Origin of the sequence: Enterovibrio gelatinilyticus (assembly GCF_028683095.1) — a bacterium.
In the GTDB taxonomy this organism is placed as follows: Bacteria; Pseudomonadota; Gammaproteobacteria; order Enterobacterales; family Vibrionaceae; genus Enterovibrio; species Enterovibrio gelatinilyticus.
In genome coordinates this window covers 12,976-37,261 of the sequence record NZ_JAJUBC010000031.1, presented here as the reverse complement: position 1 = coordinate 37,261, position 24,286 = coordinate 12,976, and the positions used below count along the sequence as shown (strand labels likewise).

Sequence of the window (24,286 nt, the reverse complement as noted above, 5' to 3'; positions counted from 1 at the left end):
ATACGTGCCATTATTTTAAAGTAATGCTTTCTATTAAGGACTATTTCCCCATGAATTTCAGTGCTGTGATTCTTGCGGCGGGTAAAGGAACCCGCATGTACTCAAATTTGCCTAAAGTGTTGCACACACTGGCAGGCAAGCCGATGGTCAAACATGTTATCGATACATGTTGTTCACTCGGTGCTCAAGATTTGCATCTGGTTTATGGTCATGGTGGTGATGCAATGAAAGCAGCTTTGTCAGAGGAGCCAGTCAATTGGGTACTTCAGGCTGAGCAACTGGGTACTGGGCATGCAGTGAACCAAGCCGCATCAGAATTTAAAGATGATGAGCAAATTCTCATTCTTTATGGGGATGTCCCGCTAATTTCAGAGCAAACGATAGAAAACTTGCTGGATGCGCAACCTAATGGTGGCATTGCGCTTCTTACCGTAGTGCTTGATGACCCGTCAGGCTACGGACGTATCGTTCGCCGCAATGGTCCTGTGGTTGCGATTGTTGAAGACAAAGACGCTTCTCAAGAACAGAAGCTAATCAAGGAAATTAACACTGGCGTGATGGTCGCAACAGGCCGTGATTTACGTCGTTGGTTATCTGAGCTCAAAAATGAAAATGTGCAAGGTGAATATTACCTCACTGACGTGATTGCCATTGCACATGGTGAAGGGCGTGCAGTAGAAGCTGTTCACCCTGAAAGTGCCATTGAAGTTGAAGGTGTAAATAACCGTATTCAATTGGCGCGTCTTGAGCGTGCTTTCCAAGCGGCGCAAGCTGAAAAGTTATTAGAAAGTGGTGTGATGCTGCGTGACCCTGCGCGGTTCGATCTTCGTGGTCAGCTTCAGTGCGGCATTGATGTCGAAATTGATGTAAACGTGGTGATTGAAGGTACAGTGACCTTGGGCGATAACGTGGTCATTGGCGCGGGTTGTGTACTGAAAGATTGTGAAATCGATGATAACACCGTGGTTCGACCGTACAGCGTGATTGAAGGAGCCTCTGTTGGCGAAGCCTGTACGGTAGGTCCGTTTGCTCGCTTACGTCCTGGTGCAGAACTGGTGGGCGATTCTCACGTAGGTAACTTTGTTGAAGTGAAGAATACGCGTATTGGTAAAGGCTCAAAAGCAAATCACCTCACATATTTGGGTGATGCAGAGCTTGGCGATCGGGTGAATATTGGCGCAGGCACGATTACTTGTAACTATGATGGTGCTAACAAGTTCAAAACCATCATTGAAGATGACGTGTTTGTTGGCTCTGATAGTCAATTGGTTGCGCCTGTGACCATTAAAAAAGGTGCAACGATTGGCGCTGGTACGACATTGACCACAAGTGTTAATGAAGGTCAGTTGGTGATCACTCGGGCTAAATCGCGAATGATTGATGGTTGGAAGCGTCCAACAAAGCAAAAATAAGCTGACGAATCGCATAAAAACACCGCATTTGCGGTGTTTTTTTATTTGGTTGCTCAAAACATCAGCAAACGAAAAATAGGGGGTTGACGACTTTCCTATTCCGCAATACTATACGCGCCTCAGTTGGGATATCGCCAAGCGGTAAGGCAGCGGCTTTTGATGCCGCCATTCCCTGGTTCGAATCCAGGTATCCCAGCCAAATGCGCGCGTAGCTCAGCTGGATAGAGTACCTGGCTACGAACCAGGCGGTCGGAGGTTCGAATCCTCCCGCGCGCACCATCTTTCCTCTTTTGAGGAAGATGAAAGAAAAAAATGCGGAAGTGGCGAAATTGGTAGACGCACCAGATTTAGGTTCTGGCGCCGCAAGGTGTGAGAGTTCAAGTCTCTCCTTCCGCACCATATTAAAGACATCATGCTTAATTGCGTGATAGTCATTGGGATATCGCCAAGCGGTAAGGCAGCGGCTTTTGATGCCGCCATTCCCTGGTTCGAATCCAGGTATCCCAGCCATATTTTGGCATGGCTACGTAGCTCAGTTGGTTAGAGCACATCACTCATAATGATGGGGTCACAGGTTCGAATCCCGTCGTAGCCACCATTAATTCGAAAGCTTTAGCTTTCAAACAGACTGACGCACTACCAAGTGTCTAGAGTGACAAACTCAAAGTCTGAGCAAAACATGCGGTGGTGGCGGAATTGGTAGACGCGCTAGCTTCAGGTGCTAGTGTCCTAACGGATGTGAGGGTTCAAGTCCCTCCCTCCGCACCAGATTTACTGTCCTTTTAGAGAAAGGATAGACAAAAAGAAATACGCGGAAGTGGCGAAATTGGTAGACGCACCAGATTTAGGTTCTGGCGCCGCAAGGTGTGAGAGTTCAAGTCTCTCCTTCCGCACCATATTAAAGAGCAGACTCATAGTCTGCTCTTTTTTTTTGCCTATTATTTTTGCGTTTAAATTCCTGCCTTCATGATGTAATCCCTCGGTATAATTATATTTTTTGTGGAACCGATCATCATTGTGGTGATTTGTCTCGCATTTCTCTCTTGAAAATTTTTCTATTACGCATATTATCTTTCGAAACGAAAGTTTGGTGGTTACATGTCGAAACGTAATACTCAACAGCGTCGCCATATGATTGTCGCCAAGTTGAGTGAGCAGGGAAAAGTGAGTGTTGATGAACTCTCATCACTGTTTGAAACTTCTGAAGTCACGATACGCAAAGATCTTGCTGAGCTTGAGAAAAATGGAATTTTACTTCGTCGCTATGGTGGTGCAGTTCCTATTCCTCATGAAATGGTTTCGGAAAGTTCTATAAAAGTTTCGGATCAAAAGCTCGCTATCGCAAAAATGGCGGCAAGTCGGATCCGCGACCATAATCGAATAGTGGTGGATAGTGGTTCAACAACCGCAGCATTGATCCCGTTGTTAAATCAAAAACGTGGATTGGTGGTGATGACTAACTCCTTGAATGTGGCGCAAGCTATCAAGGAGTTGGAAAACGAACCAACACTGTTGATGACGGGAGGGACTTGGGACCCCCATTCAGAGGCATTTCAAGGACAAGTCGCTGAGCAAGCATTGCGTGCCTATGATTTTGACCAGCTGTTTATTGGTGCTGATGGTATTGATGTGAGTCGTGGTACAACGACATTCAATGAAATTGTTGGACTGAGCAGAGTCATGTCAGAAGTGTCTAGAGAAGTGGTGGTGTTGATCGAATCCGATAAGATCGGACGAAAAATTCCTAACCTTGAGCTTCCTTGGGGCGTTATCACAACGGTTATTACCGACAGCAGCATCGACTCCACCACCAAACTCGCCATTGAGAAAATGGGCACAGAGGTGATCTGCGCCCCTAATTGAATACGGGGAAAGCTATGTGTGGAATTGTTGGCGCAGTGGCGCAAAGGGACGTGGCGGAAATTCTGATAGAAGGATTACGTCGATTAGAATATCGCGGATATGACTCCGCAGGTTTAGCGGTGATCGATGCTGATCATCAACTGAACCGTCTCCGCCGATTAGGCAAAGTGAAAATGCTGTCTGATGCGCTAGATGCCAACCCTATTGCTGGTGGAACCGGTATCGCACACACCCGCTGGGCGACACATGGCCAACCGAGTGAAGAAAATGCCCACCCACATATGTCGGGTGAAAATATTGCTGTTGTACATAATGGCATTATTGAAAATCATGAATCTCTCAGAGAAATGCTCCAAGGCCGCGGTTATATCTTCAGTTCGCAAACGGATACCGAAGTGATTGCTCACTTAGTGCATTGGGAGCTTGAACAAGGTGGCTCTTTGCTAGAGGCATTTCAACGCACTGTCGCTCAATTGGAAGGCGCCTATGGCACCGTAGTGATGGACAAGCGCGACTCTGAAAGATTGATTGCTGCACGCTCTGGAAGCCCATTGGTGATTGGTTTGGGAATAGGTGAGAACTTCCTTGCTTCAGACCAGTTAGCGCTGCTTAACGTGACACGTCGTTTCCTCTTTCTTGAAGAAGGTGACGTTGCCGAAATTACGCGCCGTCACGTCGATATCTTTGATGTTGAAGGCAACGCCGTTGAGCGTAGCATCAATGAGTCGTCTGCAGAGCACGATGCTGCAGATAAAGGCATTTATCGCCACTACATGCAGAAAGAGACCTTTGAGCAACCCTCGGCCGTTATCAGTACCCTTGAAGGCCGTATTGATGCTAACTCGGTATTGGTTGATAGCTTAGGTCATGGTGCGAAAGACATTCTTCAAAAAGCCGAACATATTCAAATTATTGCCTGTGGTACGTCTTACAACGCAGGCATGGTGGCGCGCTATTGGATTGAGTCCATTGCAGGTGTGAGCTGCGATGTTGAAATTGCCTCTGAATTTCGTTATCGCAACTTTGTCACGCGTCCAAATAGTGTGCTTATCACACTCTCACAATCTGGAGAAACAGCAGATACGCTCGCGGCATTACGTTTGGCAAAAGAACGCGGCTTTATGGCGGCAATGACGGTATGCAACGTGGCGGGCTCATCCTTGGTTCGTGAATCTGACATCGCTATCATGACGCGAGCGGGTACTGAAATCGGTGTGGCATCAACCAAAGCATTCACCACACAGCTTACCGCTCTTCTGATGATAGTCACGGCGCTGGGTAAGCAGAAAGGCACAGTGAGTGCTGACAAAGAAGCTGAGATTGTTAAAGCCTTGCAGCGTTTGCCTTCGCATATTGAAAAAGCGCTGATGTTTGATAAGCAAATTGAAGCGCTTGCAGAAGATTTTGCAGATAAACATCACGCACTGTTTCTTGGTCGAGGTGAGTTTTACCCTATTGCGGTGGAAGCGTCTTTAAAGCTAAAAGAGATTTCTTATATTCACGCAGAAGCGTATGCCGCTGGCGAGCTGAAACACGGCCCTCTGGCGTTGATTGATGCGGACATGCCAGTCATTGTCATTGCACCAAACAATGAGTTGTTAGAAAAGCTTAAATCCAACATCGAAGAAGTCCGTGCGCGCGGTGGTCAATTGTATGTGTTTGCGGATGAATCTGCTGGGTTTCAAGAAAGTGATGGCATGACAATTATTCCTATGCCGCCAGTTGACGAAGTGTGCGCACCCATCTTTTATACGGTGCCAATGCAGCTACTTTCATATCATGTTGCCCTTATTAAAGGGACGGATGTTGATCAGCCACGTAACTTGGCAAAAGCGGTCACTGTCGAGTAATCCGCTGAATATATACCTCAGAGCTGTACAAAAAAAGGAGCCTTGGCTCCTTTTTTTGTCACATTATGCATTGAGTTTTACATTCGTTGCTATTTGCAACTTGGAAACCTGTCACGACATTTGCATTTTGCAAATCATTTCGCATCTATAACAAGACACCTCGCCTAGAAAGATAAGCAACAACATTCGACATCATCATAACTCTATGAATTATATTGCTATTTATTTTGTCTAAATAGTTGGCGCACATTGTGCATATTGTCGATAAAGCAGCACAACAACAACCAAAGCTGTAAGTCGTAGGGAGTGAAGTATGATCGACTCGAAATCACAAGTAGCAAAACGCATTAAAGAAGCCCGTGAGTGGAAAGGGATCACTCAGGTGAAAATGGCAAAACTACTGGATGTAGCGCGCCAAACGTATTTAGACATTGAAACAGGCAAAACAGAACCTCGTGTTCGTATGTTGTCTGAAATTGCCGAAATTACCGAACGCCCATTGGTTTGGTTTGTGTATGGTGACGCGGACGTTGAACTGCATGATGTGCAGTACAAGCAAGACGTTAACCGCCTCCTAGAGCACTTTTCTAAATTGCCTCACGAAGCGCGTACAGCGATTCTTAATCAGAGCGTTAACATGGCATCGTTCTTGGTCAATTATTCCAAATCGGCCCAAAGAGGTTAAGCACTCACTTACTTGGTAGGCTTCGCCCAGCCTTGCCTGCCAAAATAGGTTTTGCATTAAAGCCTTGTCATTTGGCTTAGGCAACGACAGCCTAGATTCACAATTCAACAATGCTTTACATGTGAACATGACTGCGCTGTGCATAATGCAGGATCTAGCAGTAGAGAGTGTGACAGTGAAACGGTGTAAACCTGACACTGTGACGAAGAGTTGTGGGGCAAGATACGATGTTGATTGTCAAATCTCACGTTGCACAGCGCATCAGAGAAGCGCGAGAGTATCGAGAGATCACGCAAGTGGAAATGGCGCAACATCTTGATGTTGCGCGGCAGACTTATTTAGATATTGAGTCAGGCAAGACGGAACCTAAAGTCTCTTCACTTGTTACTATAGCCGACGTAACTGGTCGTCCGTTAAATTGGTTTTTATACGGTGAAAGTACGCGAAGTGATATCGCGTTTACACACAGAGATGATTTGAATAACTTACTATTTTTATTCAATCAACTCCCGCTTTCGGCGCGTAATCTCGTGATGGATCAGGCTTTGTTATTGGCAGAGTACATGGTGATCATGAAGTCATCGGATAACGATGCTTAAAAATAAAAAGCCCAGCTTTCGCTGGGCTTTTTGCTAACAACGCGTTTATTTAGGCTATTGCTTGGCAAGAAAGAATCGATATGACGGGTTTTCCGATTCATCTTTCCACGAATAACCAAGCTCACGTAGATGCGTGGTAAATGACAGCAGATCGGCTTCTTCAAGCTCAAAACCACACAATACGCGCCCATAGTCGGCACCGTGGTTGCGGTAGTTAAAGATGCTGATGTTCCAATGTGTGCCCAGTGTGTTGAGAAAACGCAGCAGTGCACCTGGGTATTCTGGAAACTCGAAGCTATACAAACGCTCTTTCATGACTTTGGTTGGTCGCCCGCCAATCATGTAGCGAACGTGAACCTTCGCCATTTCGTCGTCTGAGAGGTCTTCGACCGCATACCCACCTTTCCGCAGATCAGCGATGATACTATCAAGCTCTTCCTGGCCATTGAGCAAACGCACGCCAACAAAGATATTTGCTTCGGCATCATCACTGTGGCGATAGTTAAACTCGGTAACTGCTCGACCCCCAAGCACTTTGCAGAAGTCCAGAAACGCACCCGTACGTTCAGGAATAGTCACTGCTAACAAACCTTCACGCTTTTCACCCAGCTCCGCGCGTTCAGACACGTAACGAAGACTGTGGAAATTTGTGTTAGCGCCTGACAGGATAGCTGCAAGGTTCTTGTCTTTAAGTTGATGCTGCTCGACATAACGTTTCAGGCCAGCCAGTGACAGTGCACCTGCAGGCTCTGAGATAGCGCGTGTGTCTTCGAAAATATCTTTTACCGCTGCGCATATCTCATCGCTAGAGACAGTAATGATGTCATCAAGGTGTTCTTGGCAAACACGGAACGATTCATCACCAATGCGTTTTACGGCAACACCGTCAGCGAACGTACCCACATTCTCTAGCGTGACGGGCTCGCCCGCTTCTAATGCCGCTTTGAGGCATGCGGAGTCTTCCGCTTCCACGGCAATGAGTTTTACGTGTGGCATGAGCTGTTTGATGATGACAGCGACACCTGCGGCGATACCACCGCCGCCTACGGGCAGGAAGATGTAATCAAGGTGACCATTTTGCTGCAGCATTTCCATGCCAATGGTACCTTGCCCCGCAATGATAGACGGGTGATCAAAAGGTGGCACAAAGGTGTAGCCGTATTCTTCTGAAAGTTCTACGGCCTTGGCTTTGGCTTCATCAAAGTTATTGCCATGCAACACCACATTGCCACCAAAGCTGCGCACTGCGGCGACTTTGATGTCTGGGGTAGTTCTTGGCATCACGATCGTGGCTTTCACGCCCAGTTTGCTGCTAGACATCGCAACGCCCTGAGCGTGATTTCCTGCAGAAGCGGCAATTACGCCTGCTTTTTTCTGCGTGTCAGTCAGTTGAGACATCATGTTGTAAGCACCACGCAACTTAAACGAATGCACCGGTTGGCGGTCTTCACGCTTCAGTTGAATGGTATTACCCAATCGCTGGGAAATTCGTGGCATGTCCTGCAAAGGACTAACAATCGCCACTTCATACACAGGTGCGCGTAAAATATCGCGCAGGTAATCGGCATTACTGAGCGGTGCAACGTCTTGAGTTTTTTGGTGGGCCTGCGTCATGATTACCCCTCCAGTTTGCTTTTATCGCGAACAGCACCTTTATCGGCACTGGTTGCAAGGCTTGCATAGGCTTTAAGGGCCAATGAGACAACGCGTTCACGTGAAACGGGTTTCCAACCACGCGCATCCGTTTCTGCGCGACGGGTAGCCAGTTCGGCGTCATCCACTTCCAGCACAATTGAACGGTTAGGGATATCAATGGCAATGATGTCGCCTTGCTTCACCAAACCGATCGTACCGCCACTCGCTGCTTCTGGAGAAACGTGACCGATAGACAAACCACTGGTACCGCCAGAGAAGCGACCATCGGTGATTAACGCACACGCTTTACCTAAGCCCATGGATTTCAGATAGGTGGTTGGGTAGAGCATTTCTTGCATACCCGGGCCGCCTTTCGGACCTTCGTAACGAATAACAACCACTTCACCTGCTTTTACTGCGCCAGACAGAATGCCGTTAACCGCATCTTCTTGCGCTTCGAAGACATGAGCAGGGCCTCGGAAAACCAGGTTCTCTTCGTCTACACCCGCAGTTTTAACGATACAGCCATCTGCGGCGAGGTTGCCACTCAGCACGGCAAGGCCGCCTTCTTGGCTGAACGCATTTTCACGAGTACGGATACAACCGTTAACTCGGTCATCATCGACGGTATCCCAGCGACAATCTTGTGAGAAGGCTTTGGTGGTGCGAATGCCCGCAGGGCCAGCACGGAAGAAGGTTTTCACATCTTCGTCTTCGGTCACCATGATGTCGTATTGCGCAATGGTGTCAGCCATGGTTTGACCCAAGACGGTCGGTACGTCGGTATTGAGCAGATTGGCACGTGCCAATTCGCCCAAGATGGCGATAACGCCGCCCGCACGGTGAACGTCTTCCATGTGGTATTGCTGGGTAGACGGAGCCACTTTACAAAGATGAGGAACACGACGAGACATGCGGTCGATATCATCCATGTCGAAATCAATCTCACCTTCTTGCGCAGCAGCGATAAGGTGAAGCACGGTGTTACTTGAACCACCCATCGCGATGTCGAGCGCGGTGGCGTTCTCAAAGGCGGCACGACTTGCGATATTACGTGGCAATACCGATGCATCGTCTTGTTCGTAGTAGCGCTTGGTTAAATCAACAATGCGCTGACCCGCTTTTAGGAACAACTGTTCGCGATCAGCGTGGGTTGCCAGCATTGAACCGTTACCGGGTTGGCTAAGGCCCAGCGCTTCAGTCAAGCAGTTCATGGAGTTAGCGGTGAACATGCCTGAGCATGAACCACACGTTGGGCAGGCTGATCGTTCGATCTGCTCGCTTTGCTCGTCTGAGACTTTTGGATCGGCGCCTTGGATCATGGCATCCACCAGATCTAATTTTAAGATCTGATCAGAAAGCTTGGTTTTACCCGCTTCCATTGGGCCGCCAGAAACAAAGATCACGGGGATGTTGATGCGCATGGCAGCCATCAACATTCCGGGGGTGATTTTGTCACAGTTCGAAATACAGACCATGGCATCCGCACAGTGTGCATTGACCATGTATTCCACGGAATCAGCAATCAGTTCACGTGATGGCAGGCTATAAAGCATGCCGCCGTGACCCATTGCGATACCATCATCGACGGCGATAGTATTGAATTCTTTGGCGATACCGCCAGCTTCTTCAATCTCACGTGCAACGAGTTGGCCCATGTCTTTTAGGTGAACGTGTCCCGGTACGAACTGGGTAAAAGAGTTCACGACGGCAATGATGGGTTTTCCGAAATCTTCATCTTTCACGCCAGTGGCACGCCAAAGGGCGCGTGCGCCGGCCATGTTGCGACCGTGTGTGGTGGTGGCTGAACGATACTTAGGCATTTCCTTGTCCTCTTTTACTGCTTATTTGGCTTCCGGAGAGACCGGATCGAGCCATCCCCACTTGTCTTCTGTTTGGCCGTTGAACAGGCCAAAGAATGCGGATTGCACTTTTTCTGTAATTGGGCCACGCGCGCCTTCACCCACGGTGATTTGGTCAACGCTGCGAACCGGTACTATTTCAGCGGCTGTGCCTGTCATGAACACTTCATCGGCAAGGTACAGCGCTTCACGTGCGATATTTTCTTCGCGCACTTCATAACCCATGTCACGAGCAAGGATCATGATGGAATCACGCGTGATGCCAGGCAAAATTGCGCTGGTGGCAGGTGGCGTAGAAATAACGCCATTTCGTACCACAAACAAGTTTTCGCCAGCACCTTCTGAGAGGTAACCATCAACACTCAATGCAATACCTTCAGCATAGCCGTGGCGACGTGCTTCACCACCAACGAGCAAGCTAGATAGGTAGTTACCCCCTGCTTTTGCGGCGGTTGGAATGGTGTTTGGTGCTGCGCGGTTCCAGCTTGAAATCATCGCATCCACACCGTTTGCTAGCGCTTCTTCGCCGAGGTAAGACCCCCAGCCGAAAGCGGCAATGATCAGATCCATTTCAGTTTCTGGCGGTGGGCAAACACCTAAACCCACATTGCCGACAAAGCCCAATGGACGAATGTAGGCGGAGTTGAGTTTGTTGGCGCGAAGGGTTTCACGACAGGCTTCCATCAGCTCATCGACGCTGTATGGGATCGGGAAACGGTAGATTTTTGCACTGTCTTTCAGACGCTGCATGTGCTCACGATGGCGGAAAACGATAGGGCCGTTCGGGGTGTCATAGCAACGAATGCCTTCGAACACCGAGGTACCATAATGCATCGCGTGAGTCAGAACGTGAACCGTGGCATCTTGCCAAGGAATGAGTTCACCGTTAGACCAAATATAATCCGCTGTGTTTGCCATGTATTCATCCTTTTTAGTAACGCACTACAGTTATTCTTGCGGGAGCAGACGTACGTGTGAGACATCCCATAATTTGTCTAATTGGCTATGAAGGTTGGTAACAGGGCGAGTGCTTTCCACCTTCAGGGTAATTTCAACCACATCATTACTGTCTGTATGATGCATGTCTAAGCGGGTAAGGCGAAAGCCACGGTGACGCACGATGCGAAGCAATCGCTCCAACAATTCAGGCTTATCGTCCGCTTCAATAATGAGGGTATGTGATTGGCTCATGTTCTCTCCAACATATCCTGGTTGGCGGCGCCGGGTGGAACCAGCGGCCATACGTTCTCTTCCTCTGAGATAGCAACATGCAGCAGGTAGGCTGTGTCACTGGCCATCATCTCTTGCAGAGCAGGGATGACCTCTTCTTTACAGGTGATGGTCTTCCCAGGAATGTTGAACGCGCTTGCGAGCGTGACAAAATCCGGGTTGTCAGACAAATTGGTTTCGCTAAAGCGTTTGTCGAAAAACAGCTCCTGCCACTGACGAACCATCCCTAAGCGCTGATTATCCAACAGCACCATTTTGACGGGTATATTACGTCGTTTTAAGGTTCCTAGCTCTTGAACGTTCATCATAAATGAACCATCTCCCGAAACTAATACAACCTGATCTTTTGGCCTTGCCATTTTTGCGCCCATGGCGGCGGGTAAGCCAAAGCCCATGGTGCCGAGCCCTGCTGATGTCAGTAAGTTTTCAGGGCGACGTGGTTGTACGTGCTGAGCAACCCACATTTGGTGTTGCCCTACATCGGTCGCGACCACGGTTGAATCTGGCATCATGTCAGAAAGTTGCTTTAACAGCAGCGGCGCATAGATGGCGTCGCCCGGATGATCATATCGCCAACCGAAATCTTTCATCATGGTGTCGATGCTCTCTTGCCACTCGGAGATATCAGCGGGCTCACCAAGCTGTGGTAAGACGACATTCAGATCGCCGCGAAGAGGGACGTTTGCACGGCGAAGCTTATTAAACTCTGCGGCATCAATATCGATGTGCACCACGGTCGCATTCGGTGCGAAGGTATCGAGCTTTCCGGTCACGCGGTCATCAAAGCGAGCACCAATTGCAATCAAGAGATCGGATTGTTGAACCGCGAGGTTAGCGGCTTTTGTGCCATGCATACCTAACATACCTAAGTAGTACGGGTAATCGCGATGTACCGACCCTAACCCTTTTAATGTGCAGGTTGCAGGGATTTGGCTGTGATTCAGAAATTGGCGCAGCGTGTCTGTTGCGTGTGCCAATTGAACACCCCCGCCGACATACACGATAGGCTGCTTGCTTGCGGCAATCAGCGCGTTGGCTTCTTGCAGTGATGTGACTGACACGTTTGGTGCGGAAGGCAAAGGAATGTTCGGCGCGGTTGTCTCGTCGATCTGTCCGAGTTGAACATCTTTAGCGATATCCACCAGCACAGGGCCGGGACGGCCTTCTTTAGCAACCACAAAGGCTTCTGCCAGGGTTTTGGCTAAATCACGTTGATCAGTTACCAGAAAACTGTGTTTGGTACACGCAAGGGAAAGGCCGAGTACGTCGACTTCTTGAAAGGCATCGGTACCGATAAGGGGGCTGGCGACTTGACCTGTGATAGCGACAATAGGCACGGAGTCCATCATGGCATCAGCGAGGCCGGTGATCAGGTTGGTCGCACCAGGGCCGGAGGTGGCAAGGCAGACGCCCACACCGCCAGTTGAACGTGCATAACCGATAGCAGCCATCGCAGCACCTTGTTCATGGCGACAAAGTACGTGATCAAGGCCACCGTCATAAAGGGCATCGTAAACGGGCATGATAGCGCCGCCTGGGTAACCGAAGATGGTTTCTACGCCTTGCTCGCGCAATGCGCTTACTACTAACTGTGCACCTGTCATTTGAGCTTCCCCTCTGTTGAATTGAGAGAGAAGCGCTGTTGCCCTGCTTCCTGTGGTGTTTCCATACCGCGTTTTCCTTATGCGTTTACAACCGGACTTCCAATGTTAAAAAGCCCCCGAACCTTTCGATGCGGGGGCTGGTTGCGATGTTTTTGTTACTTTCTAAACGTCGCTGCCCCTCGCGGTAGTACCACCACGATAATTGAAATAATAATGACGAGGGCGCGAGTTGATAAATTCATTTTTTCTCTTACGTTAACCACCGAATGTTAGGTGATGAGCGTTTATGTCAATGTTTGTTTGCATACTTGTTGTCTGCCCCTAGTGGTATCACAGACGTTCGTCGCATGACAAGTAAAAACTGACCAGTTTTTACTTTTTTAGCATCGTAATGCAGTAATACTATCTCTTTATGCACTTAACTAGTTGATAGTTAAATAGATAGCTACGGGGCGTTATGAATCTTGCCATTATTCAAAGCCGGGCTTGTGTCGGTGTCGGCGCACCACAAGTGACCGTTGAAGTTCATATCAGTAATGGTCTTCCTGCCTTCAACTTGGTTGGATTGGCTGAGACGACGGTAAAAGAAGCGCGAGATCGCGTGCGTAGTGCCATCGTGAATTCCGGCTTCGAATTTCCTGCCCGGCGTATCACTGTCAACCTTGCGCCTGCTGACTTGCCCAAAGATGGCGGGCGATTTGACTTACCTATCGCGCTTGGCGTGTTGGCGGCTTCTGGTCAAATTCCAATGACGACACTCAATCAACACGAGTTTGTTGGAGAACTTGCGCTCTCAGGACAGCTTCGTGCCGTGAAAGGCACATTGCCCGCTGCGGTTGTTTGTCGCGAGGCAGGGCGACGTTTAGTGGTGCCGGATGATAACGGAGGCCAAGTTGCGCTGGTGGGGCGAGATACGCATTTATCCGCGCCTGATCTCAATGCTGTGTGTCGACATCTCAGTGGTCAAGGTCACTTATCGTTAAAAGAGCCAGACAACATGGAGACCGTCACGCACGAAAACCATCGTTGTCTGCAAGACATTATTGGTCAGCAACAAGGCAAACGCGCGCTAGAGATCTCAGCCGCTGGATCCCATAATTTGCTATTTTTGGGCCCACCAGGGACGGGTAAAACCATGTTGGCGTCGAGAATGGCGGATTTGCTTCCGCCCATGAGTGATACCGAGGCACTTGAAACCGCAGCCATTACTTCTCTGACAGAGCGTCCGCTTCATGAGGGGAATTGGCGTCAGCGACCGTTTCGTTCGCCTCACCATTCTAGCTCCATGGCTGCGTTGGTGGGCGGAGGTACTGTGCCGAAACCGGGCGAAATCTCTTTGGCGCACAATGGCATTCTTTTTCTTGATGAGATGCCCGAGTTCGAACGCAAAGTCTTAGATTCGTTGAGAGAGCCATTAGAGTCAGGCGAAGTCATGATCTCTCGAGCCAACAGTAAAACCCTTTTCCCTTCTCGCTTTCAGTTAGTCGGGGCGCTAAACCCAAGTCCAACGGGTCACTATGAAGGACAGTTGGCACGATCTAACCCGCAGGCCACATTGCGTTACTTGAATCGTTTGTCTGGCCCATTTTTAGATCGCTTTGATTTATCCATTGAGATACCTGCTTTGCCTCGAGGCACCTTGGCGGAAGGGGGGGATCGCGGCGAACCGACCAGCGTGGTTAAAGCGCGGATAGAACGCGCACGTGCCGTGATGCTCGCGCGTGCAGGTAAGGTCAATTGTTTGCTGTCGAGTCGTGAAATTGAAACCTATTGTCCGCTATCAAAAGCGGATGCGGATTTTCTTGAGACCGCGCTACATCGCTTAGGGCTGTCAATTCGGGCGTATCATCGCATCATCAAAGTGGCGCGTACCATTGCCGATCTTTCCGGCGAGCAAGACATTCAACGTGGACACCTTGCAGAAGCTTTAGGCTATCGAGCCATGGACCGATTACTCAAACAGTTGACCTCATTGGCAAGTTAGGAAAGCGAGCGGGTGATTGGTGGTGAAACCTTTGACCTTGAGTCACTGCGTGTAACTGAATGGTGTTTTCTATTTCAGCGTCGTATCATACGGCTTCGATGAATTCTGCATTTTCCGCTTAGGGATAATTGATTTGGTTTTGCTCCTGAACCTGCTTTTTGTCAGCCTCAATACGGCAGTGAGCGCTTTGTTTCTCTGTCTATTGGCGCTCATCAAACTGATACTGCCTTTTACTGCGGCGCAAAGAGCAATTACGCGGATCAGTAACGGGGTCATGTGGGTCTGGGCAACGCTTAATCACAAAATGTTGAATCTGACCTCCTCGGTAGAATGGGACGTGCAAGGCGGGGAATCTCTCAGTAAAGAAGGCTGGTACTTGCTGATTTGCAATCACCTAAGCTGGACGGACATTGTGGTTGTTTTCTCCGTGTTTCGTAACCGTATTCCAATGGCGAAGTTTTTCCTTAAGCAGGAGCTTTTGTATGTCCCGTTTTTAGGGGTAGCCTGTTGGGCGGTGGATATGCCTTTTATGAAACGTTACTCACGTCAGTATTTACTTAAGCATCCACACAAGCGCGGGCGTGATTTAGCCACAACGCGAAAATCGTGTGAGCGCTTTCGTCAAACCCCCACAACTGTCGTCAATTTTGTGGAAGGAACGCGTTTTACGCCTGAAAAACACCGCCAAACTTGTTCGCCGTTTACTCATCTCCTTGCGCCAAAAACGGGTGGTATTGCCTACACCTTGGGTGCAATGGGCGATCAATTTGATGCCATTATTAATGTCACCGTCGCCTATCCGGAAAACCGAGTGTTGCCTTTTAAAGCGCTGCTATCTGGGAAGATGAAAAAGATTGTCGTTCGGATTGATTCCTTGCCAGTTGATGCTCAGGTCACGGGGGATTACTTTAATGACAAAGCCTTTAAGCGTGATTTTCAGCAGTGGCTTTATCAACATTGGCAAGAGAAAGACAGTGAGCTAAGTGCTATCTATGGTGAAGGCGTTCACCAATACATAGACTCATCGCGAGAATCGAATGCAGCGTAATTGCTGGGCGAGAAACAAAAAAAGGGCCAATAGGCCCTTTTTTATATCTGAATTTCTTATTGCGTAAGCAGGAAGTTCACCAGCGCAAAGTAATCATCAGTGGATTTGATGGTTTTCGGAGTCACGTGGTATCTACCGTTAACGATAACCGCAGGCACACCACGAAGGCCTGATGCTTGGAATGCTTTATCAAAGCGGTTTGCCATTGCGTTTGCAGCAAAGCTGTTGAAGGTGCCGTCATATTGCGCGGCGTCTACGCCTTCATCAATGAACATCTGACGTAGCTCTTCATCATCACGTGGTGGTTTTTGCAGAAGGTGAATACGGTTGAAAATTACCGGCATCATTTTGTCTTCCACGCCGAGCATAACCGCAGTTGCTTGCGCTTTGCTTAGCGATTTACCCATATTGCCACCCATAAAAGAAACATGGTTCTTGTTAAAGGCGACATTCTCTGGGATCTGCTTTTTCAGTTCTGCCATCAAGCCTTGGCTTTTGTTGCAATGCGGACAGTAGAAAGAAAAGAATTCGGTCACGGTTGGCGACTCGGTTTTTGGCAAATCCAATACTTGATAATCTTCACCCGCATTAAAGCGTGCTGCATGTGCCGAAAATGCCAGCATAGTGACTGCTGCAAAGGCTAACAATTTTTTCAACATAACGTTCTTTCTCCCTGGGTATTGTTATTATTCGGCCTACCATTGAGGCGTTAGTGACAGCACGGGTTCCTCTAGTGCCGCTAATTGTTCTTTAAAGGCGAGGACCTGATTTTCCCAGTATTTTGCCTCAGCAAACCAAGGAAATGCACGAGGAAATGCAGGATCTTGCCAACGTTTTGCCAGCCACGCCATGTAGTGCACCATTCTGAGACCACGCAAAGGTTCAATAAGTTGCAACTGTTGATGCGGAAAATCGTGGAATTCCGAGTAGGCTTCCGCAATGGTATCGAGTTGTGCGAGTCGATCACCTCGATCGCCATTGAGTAACATCCAGATGTCCTGAATGGCGGGTCCGTTTCGCGCATCGTCGAGATCGACGAACATTGGCCCATCTCGCCACAGAATATTGCTTGGGTGGCAGTCGCCATGAAGACGAATACTCGGCCACTGATTGTTCCATTGCGATGTCAGTACGCCAATCAATCGATCGAGATCAGAAAAAAAGCTGTTTTCGAGATGCATTGGAATGAACGTACTGTTTTCGAGCTCGCGGCGAGGCTGCAGGACATATTCTTCAAGACCCAATGTTGGGCGATGAATAAATGGATTGCTTGTACCCACTTGATGAATACGCCCCAGAAAGCGCCCCACCATTTCAAGCTGATCCCAGTTGTCCACTTCAAACGAACGTCCACCAACACTGGGGAAAACCGCAAAACGATAGCCGTCGTAAGTGAACAGGGTGGTTCCGTTGAGCTGCATAGGAGCTGCCACAGGAATGTCGGCGTCTTCTAAATCAAGGGCGAATTGATGCTCTTCGAGGATTTGCTCATCGCTCCAGCGTTGTGGGCGATAAAACTTGGTCACCAGACGGCGACGTTCTTCATCTTGAAACTGATAGACGCGGTTCTCATAGCTGTTTAGCGCCAGTAAACCAGACTCAGGACGAATGCCGACCGACTCGAGTGCATTGAGCAGCGTGTCGGGGGTCAGTTGTTGGTAGTTAAATTGCGCGTCGCTCATAGGATCACTTCGTGTGGGTGATGATACGCGATGGTATCAGAGAACATGGCGTGGGTGATGATTACGGTGAAAAATGTGCGGCAATGAAAAAGGGCGCAATGATGCGCCCTTTGAACAACGTTAATAATTACAGTTTGCTGATAAAACGACTTTCTGTTTGCACGGATTTCTGATCATCACCCGACTGTCGTTCAAGCACAAACATGATGTTAGTCACCGGTGTTGTCAGTTCATACGGGTCAATCGCTAGGCTCACGGGTAAGGTAAATATTTCGCCCGCTTTTAAAGAGACCTGTTGTTTCCCATACCATTCGATGCCATCAATCCCTGATACAGAGAGGTTGTAAGTTTCTGGCTGCTGGGTTTTATTGAGAATTTTCAAGGTGTATGTATTCTCAATTAAGCCATCGCTATTGGTTTTAAACAGCTGTGCTCGGTCTCTTATCACATCGAGGCGCATTGGCTGCACGGCGGACAATAGGTAGAAGAATAGGACACACATCGCTACCATAACTGCACCATAGCCTAAGAGTTTAGGGCGCATGATATCGACTTTATGTCCTTCAAGTTTGTGCTCAGTGGTATAGCTGATCAGGCCCTTGGCGTAGTTCATGCGCTCCATGGTTGCATCACACGCATCGACACAGGCACCGCAGTTGATGCACTCATACTGCAAACCATCGCGAATATCGATGCCCGTTGGGCACACTTGCACACAAAGATTGCAGTCAATGCAGTCCCCTAATCCCAACTCTTTCGGGTCTTTCTTACGAGGCCTTGGACCGCGCGCTTCGCCTCGTTCTTTGTCATAACCCACAATGAAAGTGTCTTTATCGAACATCGCGGACTGAAAACGGGCGTACGGACACATGTGAATACACATGATAGAGCGCATCCAGCCAGCATTGCCGTAAGTACACACACTGAAGAATAAGACCCAGAAAACAATCCAGAAGCTACTTGAGAAGGTGAAAAATTCAATGAACAGGGTTTTGACGGGAACAAAGTAGCCGACAAAAGTTAGGCCTGTCAGCAGTGCCACAGCAAACCAACAAAGGTGCTTCACGGTTTTTCTGGCGAACAAGCCTGATGTCATTGGCTTTTGGTCTTGAGAGCGTCGTTTATTGGCGGGGCCTTCTAGCTTTTCTTCAAACCAAATATAGATGAAGGTCCACACCGTTTGAGGACAAAGGTATCCACACCAGACGCGGCCTAAAAAGGTGGTGATAAAGAAAAGGCCAAACGCAGCGATCATTAATACCGAAGCGAGCAGTGTTAGATCTTGTGGCCACAAGGTTGTGCCGAAAAAATTGAATTGTTGTTTGCCAATATCAATCAAGATGGCTTGTCTGTCGCCATACTGAATCCACGGCGTGAGAACGAAAAGCAGCATGAAAAACCAGCCCATTTTTTGGCGGAGTTTCTGGTATATCCCTTTGGCTTCTCGCACGTAAATACGATTGCTGGGGTTAAAGCGGTCGCCGCTGCCTTTGTGGGTTTTTGGGTTAAACTCTTTGGGAGTAACGTCTTTGACGTCTATTTTATCCTTGCTCATGACACTTGCATTCCTTGGGTCAAACCGGTTCTCCCGGTTAATTTGCTTGGGTACGTTGCCCACGCATCTTTTGATTAGAATTTACATCAATATTAGACCGTAGATTATACCGTAGTGGATGCAAAGAATTCTGTGCGTATGGTGGAAAATTGGTCGACGTAAGTGCTGATGACGTGTAACAGATGATTGTATTGTAATAAAAAAGCGAAGCTGTCTAGCTTCGCTTTCTGTCTGGAATTCTGTGGCGAGATTAGCTGATAATGCCACGTGCTCGCAATATTGCCGTTTTGAAGTCATTCTCACAATCTTTCGCGAGACCTGGGATCATTTCATCCTTGCTGCTGTTACGCATTTTCAGGTGATAGATCAGCACATCATCAGTGAGTGCATCCAGTTGACCTTCATAACCCGCTTCTTTGGCGAGTTTGCCGATCATTTGCATCAGATTCAGCTCGGGTTCTTTCTGCCATTCTGGGTGAAGCAGTTCTATCAGTTCGTTAACGCGATGACATTTCATTGATGACTCCAATTTGGGCTAACACAGTGTTAAAAAATAGCCTTGGTTTTTATATGGCTTATTCGCCATACAGTACCAGAATCACTATGTGCAAGCTATGTCGTCTTATGCCGCTTCGCCAGTAGGCTCTTCGTTGTTTAACACTGGGGTTGGGCGGATCAATGTCAGATCAGGCGTCGATGTTTTTGATGATGCTTTAAACGTTGGAGCAAACGAAGTAGAGCGCATACGTGCTGGGGTACGAGTAACACGAACGGTGCGAACAGTAACAGGGCGCATTTAAGTTTCTCAGTTTTCGCGCATCCATGACGAGGTTGATAGCAGAGTGATTCAGGGGTTCCGATGGCTGATAGCCTTGCTGTAATTCCACTCTGAAATGAAATTTCGCGCGGAGCATATCAAAAACAGATTGTTTAAAAAAGCACCAAGTTAAAAAAAATTAAAAAGCCGTATTCACGGCTTTTTCTTGAACAGTTTACGGGGTTAAGGAATCGGCATGACCCGATTTCTTCCGAGGTTTTTTGCTTCGTACAACTGGGCATCAGCACGAGCAATCATGCTGCGAATGCTATCCCCTTTGTCAAATTGAGCAACGCCGATAGACACAGTGATGTTGTCGAGTTTTTTGCTGGTTTTTTTGTCTTTAATGACCAATTTATCGATGCTCGCCCGAATGGTTTCTGCCACACGGCAAGCGCCCTTCAATTGACGGTTTGGCACAAGCAAAGCGAACTCTTCACCACCATAGCGAAAGGCTTGAATGCCTTCACGGCAGTAATCCGACAATCGCTTTGCGGTGAGCTTGAGTACCTGATCACCCATTAAGTGACCATAGGTATCATTGAAATTCTTAAAGTGGTCGAGATCGCAAAGTAGCAATGAAAAGCCTTTTGGTGGCGGGCTGTTGGCGAGTGCGCCTAACTCTGAGTCAAAGGCTCGTCTATTGAATATGCCTGTCAATGCATCATGCAACGCTTCTTCGTTAGCTTGTGCCAATGTCTCTTTAAGCCGTGCGATTTCTCTTTGTGCATCAGCCAATTGGTTTTTAAAGAAACTTGTCGATTGGCGAATTTGGTTTGACCCTTTAACGGCACTTCGAACAACGGCGATAGTTTCATCCATTGACAATGTTTCTTCGCCGACGCGCGAGAGTTGGGAGAAGGTCTTATCTAACGTGTTTTGAAATGTATCAGTGTCTTTGAGCGTATCTTCCATGGTGTTGCCCATTTCCAATGCTAAAGCCTGTAAGCTTTGCTGGAAATCATCCGCTTCCTTGACTTTTTTATCCGCAAAGTGAGATTGATATAGCTGCTCACACTGTGTTTCGCTGAGCGTACCTGTCGCTTGTATTGATTCATTAATGTGCCACGAGAGGTCGGTGTCTGAGTCCGCCACATAGGTATACCATAGGGCATAATTGGTCGGTGTCGCTGGCACTTGGTGTTTCATTAGTAAGGGAACAACTTTCTTTAAATATCCTGTAGATAGCGCAAAATTATCTTTTGACATAGCTGGCTTTTTCTCCGTTGTATCAAGTGAGATAAATACCTTCACTGACTACCAGTTTTATAATCTTAGTTGAATTTAAGAAGAAGATGTGACGGTAGCGTTGATGTTGAATGTCTCAATGGGTTAATGCGCATGAATACTGGGAAGTAAAAAAGCAGGAGTAATAACAATGGGATGGTTTAAAAAAGCGCTAGCGAAAGTCGGCGTTGGCAGTGCCGAGGTTGCACTCATCATGCCTAAAGAAACATTCATGCAAGGTGAAACCACGACCATCGAAGTGACAATAACGGGCGGGAGTACGCCACAACCGATTGATACGATTTCGTTTGAGCTTTGTTGTGATTACATGGGATGGGAGCAAATTCGCACAACGGGTGAACAAGGACGTAAACGTCAGAGACGACGAATGACATATTCCCTCGCCAAGTGGCAGCTGCCTGACACCTTCACGTTGCAGCCTGGAGAAGTACGCCAATTTGATACGCAATGTCAGATCCCTCGTCATACACCGCTCACGATGGGGGATGGCAAAGTGTGGGTGGTCGCAAACCTAGATATTCCAATGGGTAAAGATGCCTCATCGAAGACTTTTTTTTCGATTGGCCCGAGTGCGTGTTTCAATGCTGTGCTGGAAGGTTTTGAAGCCGTGGGCTGCCGAATAGAGAAAGTCAGCAATCAAGATGTTGAACGGTCGTCATTGCCTTTTGAGCAACGTATTGAGCTGGCGCCGGTTTCGGGTCGCCTGGTGGAGCTGTTACAGCGCATAGAGTTAGTTTCGAGTTGTGATGATAAAGGATTGCACCTCGCGTTAACCCTATATCGACAAGGTGAAGGGCTTGGAGATGCGCTAGGGCGTTTGGTTGGCGCCAATAAAGTGGAGCGCTCGCTCACTATTTCGCCGGACGCAACGGCAGAGCTAGCTCGTCGAGAAATCGACATATTGTTGGATAAAATTGAAGAATAATTTAAGCGTACACGTGTAAGCTTAAATGTGTCATACTCGTTTTCAGTATCACTGACGCCGCGTTTGCGACGTATTTGCGAGAAGGACGATTGAATTCATGACGACCAGTGCTCCCGCTTCGCCTTCATATTCTGTGAAGGAAGAAATTGCTAGTAGCATCAGCCATGGGCTGGGTGTGGTGTTTGGTATTGTGGCATTGATTTTATTGCTAGCAAAAGCGATAGGAGAGCATGCAGATACGCTGACCTTTGTGAGCTACAGCGTTTATGGTGCCAGCATCATCACTTTGTATTTGGCTTCGACCCTGTATCACGCCATTCCTTCAGAAAAAGCGAAACGTGCGTTAAAGACATTCGATCATTGTGCGATTTATTTATTGATCGCAGGGACTTACACACCGTTCATGCTGATCGGCTTGCACACACCACTGGCGATTGGCGTCATGGCATTGATTTGGGGTATTGCCTTTGTTGGCATCATTCTAAAGATAGCCTTTGTTTATCGTTTTAAATCACTCTCCCTCGCGACATATCTGGCAATGGGATGGTTGTCTGTCGTGGTGATTTATCAGCTTGCCTACGCAATCCCAACGGCAGGTTTAGTGTTACTCGCACTGGGTGGATTGGTCTATTCGCTTGGCGTTATCTTCTATGTTAAGCGCACTATCCCTTATAACCACGCGATTTGGCATTTGTTTGTATTGGGCGGCACGGTTTTGCATTTTCTGGCGATTTATTTCTACGTTTAGCGCTGTATATATCCAACGGCGCTTGGCTTATAAAAAAGCCAGCAGGGAGGCTATCCACTGCTGGCTTTTTTAATGCCGTGAGGGGGAGGTTTAGTCACGCCAGAATACGGGGAATAACAACACCAAGACGGTGAGTATTTCCAACCTTCCCATCAACATGCCGATAGACAGCGCCCACTTAGCGGTATCTGAGAGGCTGGCGAAATTACCTGTTGGGCCAATCACCGTTCCCATTCCTGGGCCAACATTGGCCACCGCTGTCATCGCTCCACTTAGGCTGGTGATCCCATCTAACCCCGTTGCCGCCAAGATCATTGCTAACACAATAATGGTGAGCAGGTAGGTGATGGCGAAGGCAACCACGGAGCGCACGATGTCTTCATTCACAGGGCGACCGTTGTAGCGCTGAATAAACACGCCCGATGGATGAACCAGTTGCTGAATGTGTTTTTTCAACAGAGCTAATGCGACTTGGAATCGAAATATTTTTGCCCCGCCAGAGGTTGAGCCTGAGCAGCCACCCACTAACAACATAAACGCAAAAATGACTGACGCAAAAGGCCCCCATGCGGTGAAATCATCAAGGCCAAAGCCAGTGGTAGTGACAACAGAGACGATGTTGAACATGGACACGCGAATCGCATCAGCGGTGGTGTAGTCCTTGGTAAGCACTAACCAGATGGCAACCATCAAAGAGGTGATGATAACCAGAGTGGTAAACCCTCGTATTTGCGCATCTTTGAAGAGTAACGAAGGGCTGCGGCGTCTGAGTGATTGGATCATCAGCAAAAATGGCAAGCCACCCGCAAACATAAATACCGTACCCACCCATTGCGCCGAATGAGAAAAACGATTCATTGACGAGTCGGAAGTGGAATACCCGCCAGTTGAAAGGGTGGTCATGGCGTGGTTCACCGCTTCAAAGGGCGTCATACCCGTGAGCCAGTAGCTGATAAAGCACAAGCCAGACAAGAAGACATATACCATCATGATGCTGATGGCGACGTTCTTGGTACGTGGGCTCGATTTTGCTGACCAATCAGAAGACTCGGTTTGGAAAAGCTTCATCCCGCCGACATTGAGAAAGGGCAAGATGGCCACGCCCATCACGATAAAGCCGACCCCACCTAACCATTGCAAAATGGATCGCCAGAGTAAAATCGCAGGGGCCATCTGGTCTAGCCCGCTAAGGACTGTGGAGCCTGTTGTGGTGATGCCGGACATGGTTTCAAAGTAGGCATCGGTGAAGCTGATGTGGTTGATAAACACAAAAGGCAATGCGGCAAAGGCACTGGCGATAAGCCAAACCAATGTGGTAATGAGGAACATATCGCGGGCGTTGAGTCGAAAATTGTCTGTTTTACCTAAGGACAGACACAGAAATGCTGCGACGTGAGTAATGATGACCGACAGGCCAAAATCGAGAAACCCTGCCGTACCTGTGAAAAATGCGGTCAGGGTGGGGACGTACATGAAAAGGGCGATCTTTGACAAGAGCAGCCCGATAACGAAAAGTACGGGTCTAAAATTTACCATTTT

At 48.2% G+C, this 24,286-nt stretch carries 21 protein-coding genes and 7 tRNA genes; 16 read left to right on the top strand and 12 right to left on the bottom strand.

Annotated elements, in window-relative coordinates; genetic code table 11:
• Nucleotides 1-50 precede the first annotated feature (50 nt).
• From glmU to LRP50_RS20815, 12 genes are all read left to right on the top strand, one after another.
• A complete protein-coding gene (gene glmU, locus LRP50_RS20870; protein ID WP_274166371.1) occupies nucleotides 51-1,412 on the top strand; it encodes a bifunctional UDP-N-acetylglucosamine diphosphorylase/glucosamine-1-phosphate N-acetyltransferase GlmU in 1,362 nt (453 codons plus the stop codon).
• A gap of 124 nt (nucleotides 1,413-1,536) precedes the next feature.
• Nucleotides 1,537-1,611 (top strand) — tRNA-Gln (locus LRP50_RS20865).
• Between the two features lie 3 nt (nucleotides 1,612-1,614).
• Nucleotides 1,615-1,691, top strand: a tRNA-Arg gene (locus LRP50_RS20860).
• Nucleotides 1,692-1,726: 35 nt separating this feature from the next.
• Nucleotides 1,727-1,811, top strand: a tRNA-Leu gene (locus LRP50_RS20855).
• 36 nt (nucleotides 1,812-1,847) lie between these two features.
• A tRNA-Gln gene (locus LRP50_RS20850) sits at nucleotides 1,848-1,922 on the top strand.
• A gap of 11 nt (nucleotides 1,923-1,933) precedes the next feature.
• Nucleotides 1,934-2,010: transfer RNA gene (locus tag LRP50_RS20845), tRNA-Met, on the top strand.
• A gap of 83 nt (nucleotides 2,011-2,093) precedes the next feature.
• Nucleotides 2,094-2,180 (top strand) — tRNA-Leu (locus LRP50_RS20840).
• 43 nt (nucleotides 2,181-2,223) lie between these two features.
• A tRNA-Leu gene (locus tag LRP50_RS20835) sits at nucleotides 2,224-2,308 on the top strand.
• 202 nt (nucleotides 2,309-2,510) lie between these two features.
• Entirely contained in the window at nucleotides 2,511-3,275 is a 765-nt protein-coding gene (locus LRP50_RS20830) for a DeoR/GlpR family DNA-binding transcription regulator (protein ID WP_274166370.1), read from the top strand.
• A gap of 14 nt (nucleotides 3,276-3,289) precedes the next feature.
• Nucleotides 3,290-5,125 (top strand): glutamine--fructose-6-phosphate transaminase (isomerizing), encoded by a 1,836-nt coding sequence (gene glmS, locus LRP50_RS20825; RefSeq protein WP_274166369.1) that lies wholly within the window; start codon nucleotides 3,290-3,292, stop codon nucleotides 5,123-5,125.
• A 313-nt stretch (nucleotides 5,126-5,438) separates the two neighbouring features.
• On the top strand, nucleotides 5,439-5,810 hold the full coding sequence (locus LRP50_RS20820; protein WP_016960921.1) for a helix-turn-helix transcriptional regulator: 372 nt from the start codon (nucleotides 5,439-5,441) through the stop codon (nucleotides 5,808-5,810).
• Nucleotides 5,811-6,037: 227 nt separating this feature from the next.
• Entirely contained in the window at nucleotides 6,038-6,409 is a 372-nt protein-coding gene (locus LRP50_RS20815; RefSeq protein WP_274166368.1) for a helix-turn-helix domain-containing protein, read from the top strand.
• Nucleotides 6,410-6,463: 54 nt separating this feature from the next.
• Here the strand turns inward: LRP50_RS20815 and ilvA are convergent, their stop codons facing one another.
• From ilvA to ilvG, 5 genes are read right to left on the bottom strand one after another with little or no spacing between them, the layout of a single operon-like run.
• Complete coding sequence (gene ilvA / locus LRP50_RS20810) at nucleotides 6,464-8,023, bottom strand: threonine ammonia-lyase, biosynthetic (RefSeq protein WP_274166367.1); 1,560 nt, start codon at nucleotides 8,021-8,023, stop codon at nucleotides 6,464-6,466.
• Between the two features lie 2 nt (nucleotides 8,024-8,025).
• Nucleotides 8,026-9,867 (bottom strand): dihydroxy-acid dehydratase, encoded by a 1,842-nt coding sequence (ilvD, locus tag LRP50_RS20805; RefSeq protein ID WP_274166366.1) that lies wholly within the window; start codon nucleotides 9,865-9,867, stop codon nucleotides 8,026-8,028.
• 21 nt (nucleotides 9,868-9,888) lie between these two features.
• Nucleotides 9,889-10,824, bottom strand: a complete 936-nt coding sequence (locus LRP50_RS20800; RefSeq protein WP_274166365.1) for a branched-chain amino acid transaminase — start codon at nucleotides 10,822-10,824, stop codon at nucleotides 9,889-9,891.
• Between the two features lie 30 nt (nucleotides 10,825-10,854).
• Nucleotides 10,855-11,097 (bottom strand): acetolactate synthase 2 small subunit, encoded by a 243-nt coding sequence (gene ilvM, locus LRP50_RS20795; RefSeq protein WP_274166364.1) that lies wholly within the window; start codon nucleotides 11,095-11,097, stop codon nucleotides 10,855-10,857.
• On the bottom strand, nucleotides 11,094-12,740 hold the full coding sequence (gene ilvG / locus LRP50_RS20790; protein WP_274166363.1) for an acetolactate synthase 2 catalytic subunit: 1,647 nt from the start codon (nucleotides 12,738-12,740) through the stop codon (nucleotides 11,094-11,096). The genes ilvM and ilvG overlap by 4 nt, the downstream gene beginning before the upstream one ends.
• Nucleotides 12,741-13,197: 457 nt before the next feature.
• Between ilvG and LRP50_RS20785 the strand changes: the two genes are divergently transcribed.
• Nucleotides 13,198-14,724: a YifB family Mg chelatase-like AAA ATPase gene (locus LRP50_RS20785; protein WP_274166362.1), complete on the top strand. Its 1,527-nt coding sequence runs from the start codon at nucleotides 13,198-13,200 to the stop codon at nucleotides 14,722-14,724.
• Between the two features lie 133 nt (nucleotides 14,725-14,857).
• Nucleotides 14,858-15,772 (top strand): acyltransferase, encoded by a 915-nt coding sequence (locus LRP50_RS20780; protein WP_274166361.1) that lies wholly within the window; start codon nucleotides 14,858-14,860, stop codon nucleotides 15,770-15,772.
• 56 nt (nucleotides 15,773-15,828) lie between these two features.
• Here LRP50_RS20780 and LRP50_RS20775 read toward each other — a convergent pair whose 3' ends face one another.
• The 6 genes from LRP50_RS20775 to LRP50_RS20750 form a co-directional block, all read right to left on the bottom strand.
• Complete coding sequence (locus LRP50_RS20775; protein WP_274166360.1) at nucleotides 15,829-16,431, bottom strand: thiol:disulfide interchange protein DsbA/DsbL; 603 nt, start codon at nucleotides 16,429-16,431, stop codon at nucleotides 15,829-15,831.
• Between the two features lie 36 nt (nucleotides 16,432-16,467).
• The gene (locus tag LRP50_RS20770; protein WP_274166359.1) at nucleotides 16,468-17,454 is read right to left on the bottom strand and encodes a serine/threonine protein kinase; all 987 of its coding nucleotides are present in this window, start codon (nucleotides 17,452-17,454) and stop codon (nucleotides 16,468-16,470) included.
• Between the two features lie 127 nt (nucleotides 17,455-17,581).
• Nucleotides 17,582-19,009: a cytochrome c oxidase accessory protein CcoG gene (ccoG, locus tag LRP50_RS20765; RefSeq protein WP_274166358.1), complete on the bottom strand. Its 1,428-nt coding sequence runs from the start codon at nucleotides 19,007-19,009 to the stop codon at nucleotides 17,582-17,584.
• Between the two features lie 250 nt (nucleotides 19,010-19,259).
• The gene (locus tag LRP50_RS20760) at nucleotides 19,260-19,526 is read right to left on the bottom strand and encodes a YihD family protein (RefSeq protein WP_274166357.1); all 267 of its coding nucleotides are present in this window, start codon (nucleotides 19,524-19,526) and stop codon (nucleotides 19,260-19,262) included.
• A gap of 105 nt (nucleotides 19,527-19,631) precedes the next feature.
• Entirely contained in the window at nucleotides 19,632-19,805 is a 174-nt protein-coding gene (locus tag LRP50_RS20755) for a hypothetical protein (protein WP_274166356.1), read from the bottom strand.
• A 204-nt stretch (nucleotides 19,806-20,009) separates the two neighbouring features.
• Nucleotides 20,010-21,035 (bottom strand): GGDEF domain-containing protein, encoded by a 1,026-nt coding sequence (locus tag LRP50_RS20750; protein ID WP_274166355.1) that lies wholly within the window; start codon nucleotides 21,033-21,035, stop codon nucleotides 20,010-20,012.
• Between the two features lie 169 nt (nucleotides 21,036-21,204).
• On the opposite strand from LRP50_RS20750, the gene LRP50_RS20745 reads away from it, so the two are divergent.
• Together LRP50_RS20745 and trhA are read left to right on the top strand one after the other, a co-directional pair.
• A complete protein-coding gene (locus LRP50_RS20745; RefSeq protein ID WP_274166354.1) occupies nucleotides 21,205-21,999 on the top strand; it encodes a sporulation protein in 795 nt (264 codons plus the stop codon).
• A gap of 97 nt (nucleotides 22,000-22,096) precedes the next feature.
• Entirely contained in the window at nucleotides 22,097-22,747 is a 651-nt protein-coding gene (gene trhA / locus LRP50_RS20740) for a PAQR family membrane homeostasis protein TrhA (protein WP_274166353.1), read from the top strand.
• A gap of 90 nt (nucleotides 22,748-22,837) precedes the next feature.
• Here the strand turns inward: trhA and LRP50_RS20735 are convergent, their stop codons facing one another.
• Entirely contained in the window at nucleotides 22,838-24,283 is a 1,446-nt protein-coding gene (locus LRP50_RS20735; protein WP_274166352.1) for a TrkH family potassium uptake protein, read from the bottom strand.
• Between the last annotated feature and the right edge of the window lie 3 nt (nucleotides 24,284-24,286).

Bases quoted from the DNA above. Each gene is read 5' to 3' on its own strand.
- glmU (WP_274166371.1), top strand. From the start codon at position 51: ATGAATTTCAGTGCTGTGATTCTTGCGGCGGGTAAAGGAACCCGCATG.
- LRP50_RS20830 (WP_274166370.1), top strand. From the start codon at position 2,511: ATGTCGAAACGTAATACTCAACAGCGTCGCCATATGATTGTCGCCAAG.
- glmS (WP_274166369.1), top strand. From the start codon at position 3,290: ATGTGTGGAATTGTTGGCGCAGTGGCGCAAAGGGACGTGGCGGAAATT.
- LRP50_RS20820 (WP_016960921.1), top strand. From the start codon at position 5,439: ATGATCGACTCGAAATCACAAGTAGCAAAACGCATTAAAGAAGCCCGT.
- LRP50_RS20815 (WP_274166368.1), top strand. From the start codon at position 6,038: ATGTTGATTGTCAAATCTCACGTTGCACAGCGCATCAGAGAAGCGCGA.
- ilvA (WP_274166367.1), bottom strand. From the start codon at position 8,023: ATGACGCAGGCCCACCAAAAAACTCAAGACGTTGCACCGCTCAGTAAT.
- ilvD (WP_274166366.1), bottom strand. From the start codon at position 9,867: ATGCCTAAGTATCGTTCAGCCACCACCACACACGGTCGCAACATGGCC.
- LRP50_RS20800 (WP_274166365.1), bottom strand. From the start codon at position 10,824: ATGGCAAACACAGCGGATTATATTTGGTCTAACGGTGAACTCATTCCT.
- ilvM (WP_274166364.1), bottom strand. From the start codon at position 11,097: ATGAGCCAATCACATACCCTCATTATTGAAGCGGACGATAAGCCTGAA.
- ilvG (WP_274166363.1), bottom strand. From the start codon at position 12,740: ATGACAGGTGCACAGTTAGTAGTAAGCGCATTGCGCGAGCAAGGCGTA.
- LRP50_RS20785 (WP_274166362.1), top strand. From the start codon at position 13,198: ATGAATCTTGCCATTATTCAAAGCCGGGCTTGTGTCGGTGTCGGCGCA.
- LRP50_RS20775 (WP_274166360.1), bottom strand. From the start codon at position 16,431: ATGTTGAAAAAATTGTTAGCCTTTGCAGCAGTCACTATGCTGGCATTT.
- LRP50_RS20770 (WP_274166359.1), bottom strand. From the start codon at position 17,454: ATGAGCGACGCGCAATTTAACTACCAACAACTGACCCCCGACACGCTG.
- ccoG (WP_274166358.1), bottom strand. From the start codon at position 19,009: ATGAGCAAGGATAAAATAGACGTCAAAGACGTTACTCCCAAAGAGTTT.
- LRP50_RS20760 (WP_274166357.1), bottom strand. From the start codon at position 19,526: ATGAAATGTCATCGCGTTAACGAACTGATAGAACTGCTTCACCCAGAA.
- LRP50_RS20755 (WP_274166356.1), bottom strand. From the start codon at position 19,805: ATGCGCCCTGTTACTGTTCGCACCGTTCGTGTTACTCGTACCCCAGCA.
- LRP50_RS20750 (WP_274166355.1), bottom strand. From the start codon at position 21,035: ATGTCAAAAGATAATTTTGCGCTATCTACAGGATATTTAAAGAAAGTT.
- LRP50_RS20745 (WP_274166354.1), top strand. From the start codon at position 21,205: ATGGGATGGTTTAAAAAAGCGCTAGCGAAAGTCGGCGTTGGCAGTGCC.
- trhA (WP_274166353.1), top strand. From the start codon at position 22,097: ATGACGACCAGTGCTCCCGCTTCGCCTTCATATTCTGTGAAGGAAGAA.
- LRP50_RS20735 (WP_274166352.1), bottom strand. From the start codon at position 24,283: ATGGTAAATTTTAGACCCGTACTTTTCGTTATCGGGCTGCTCTTGTCA.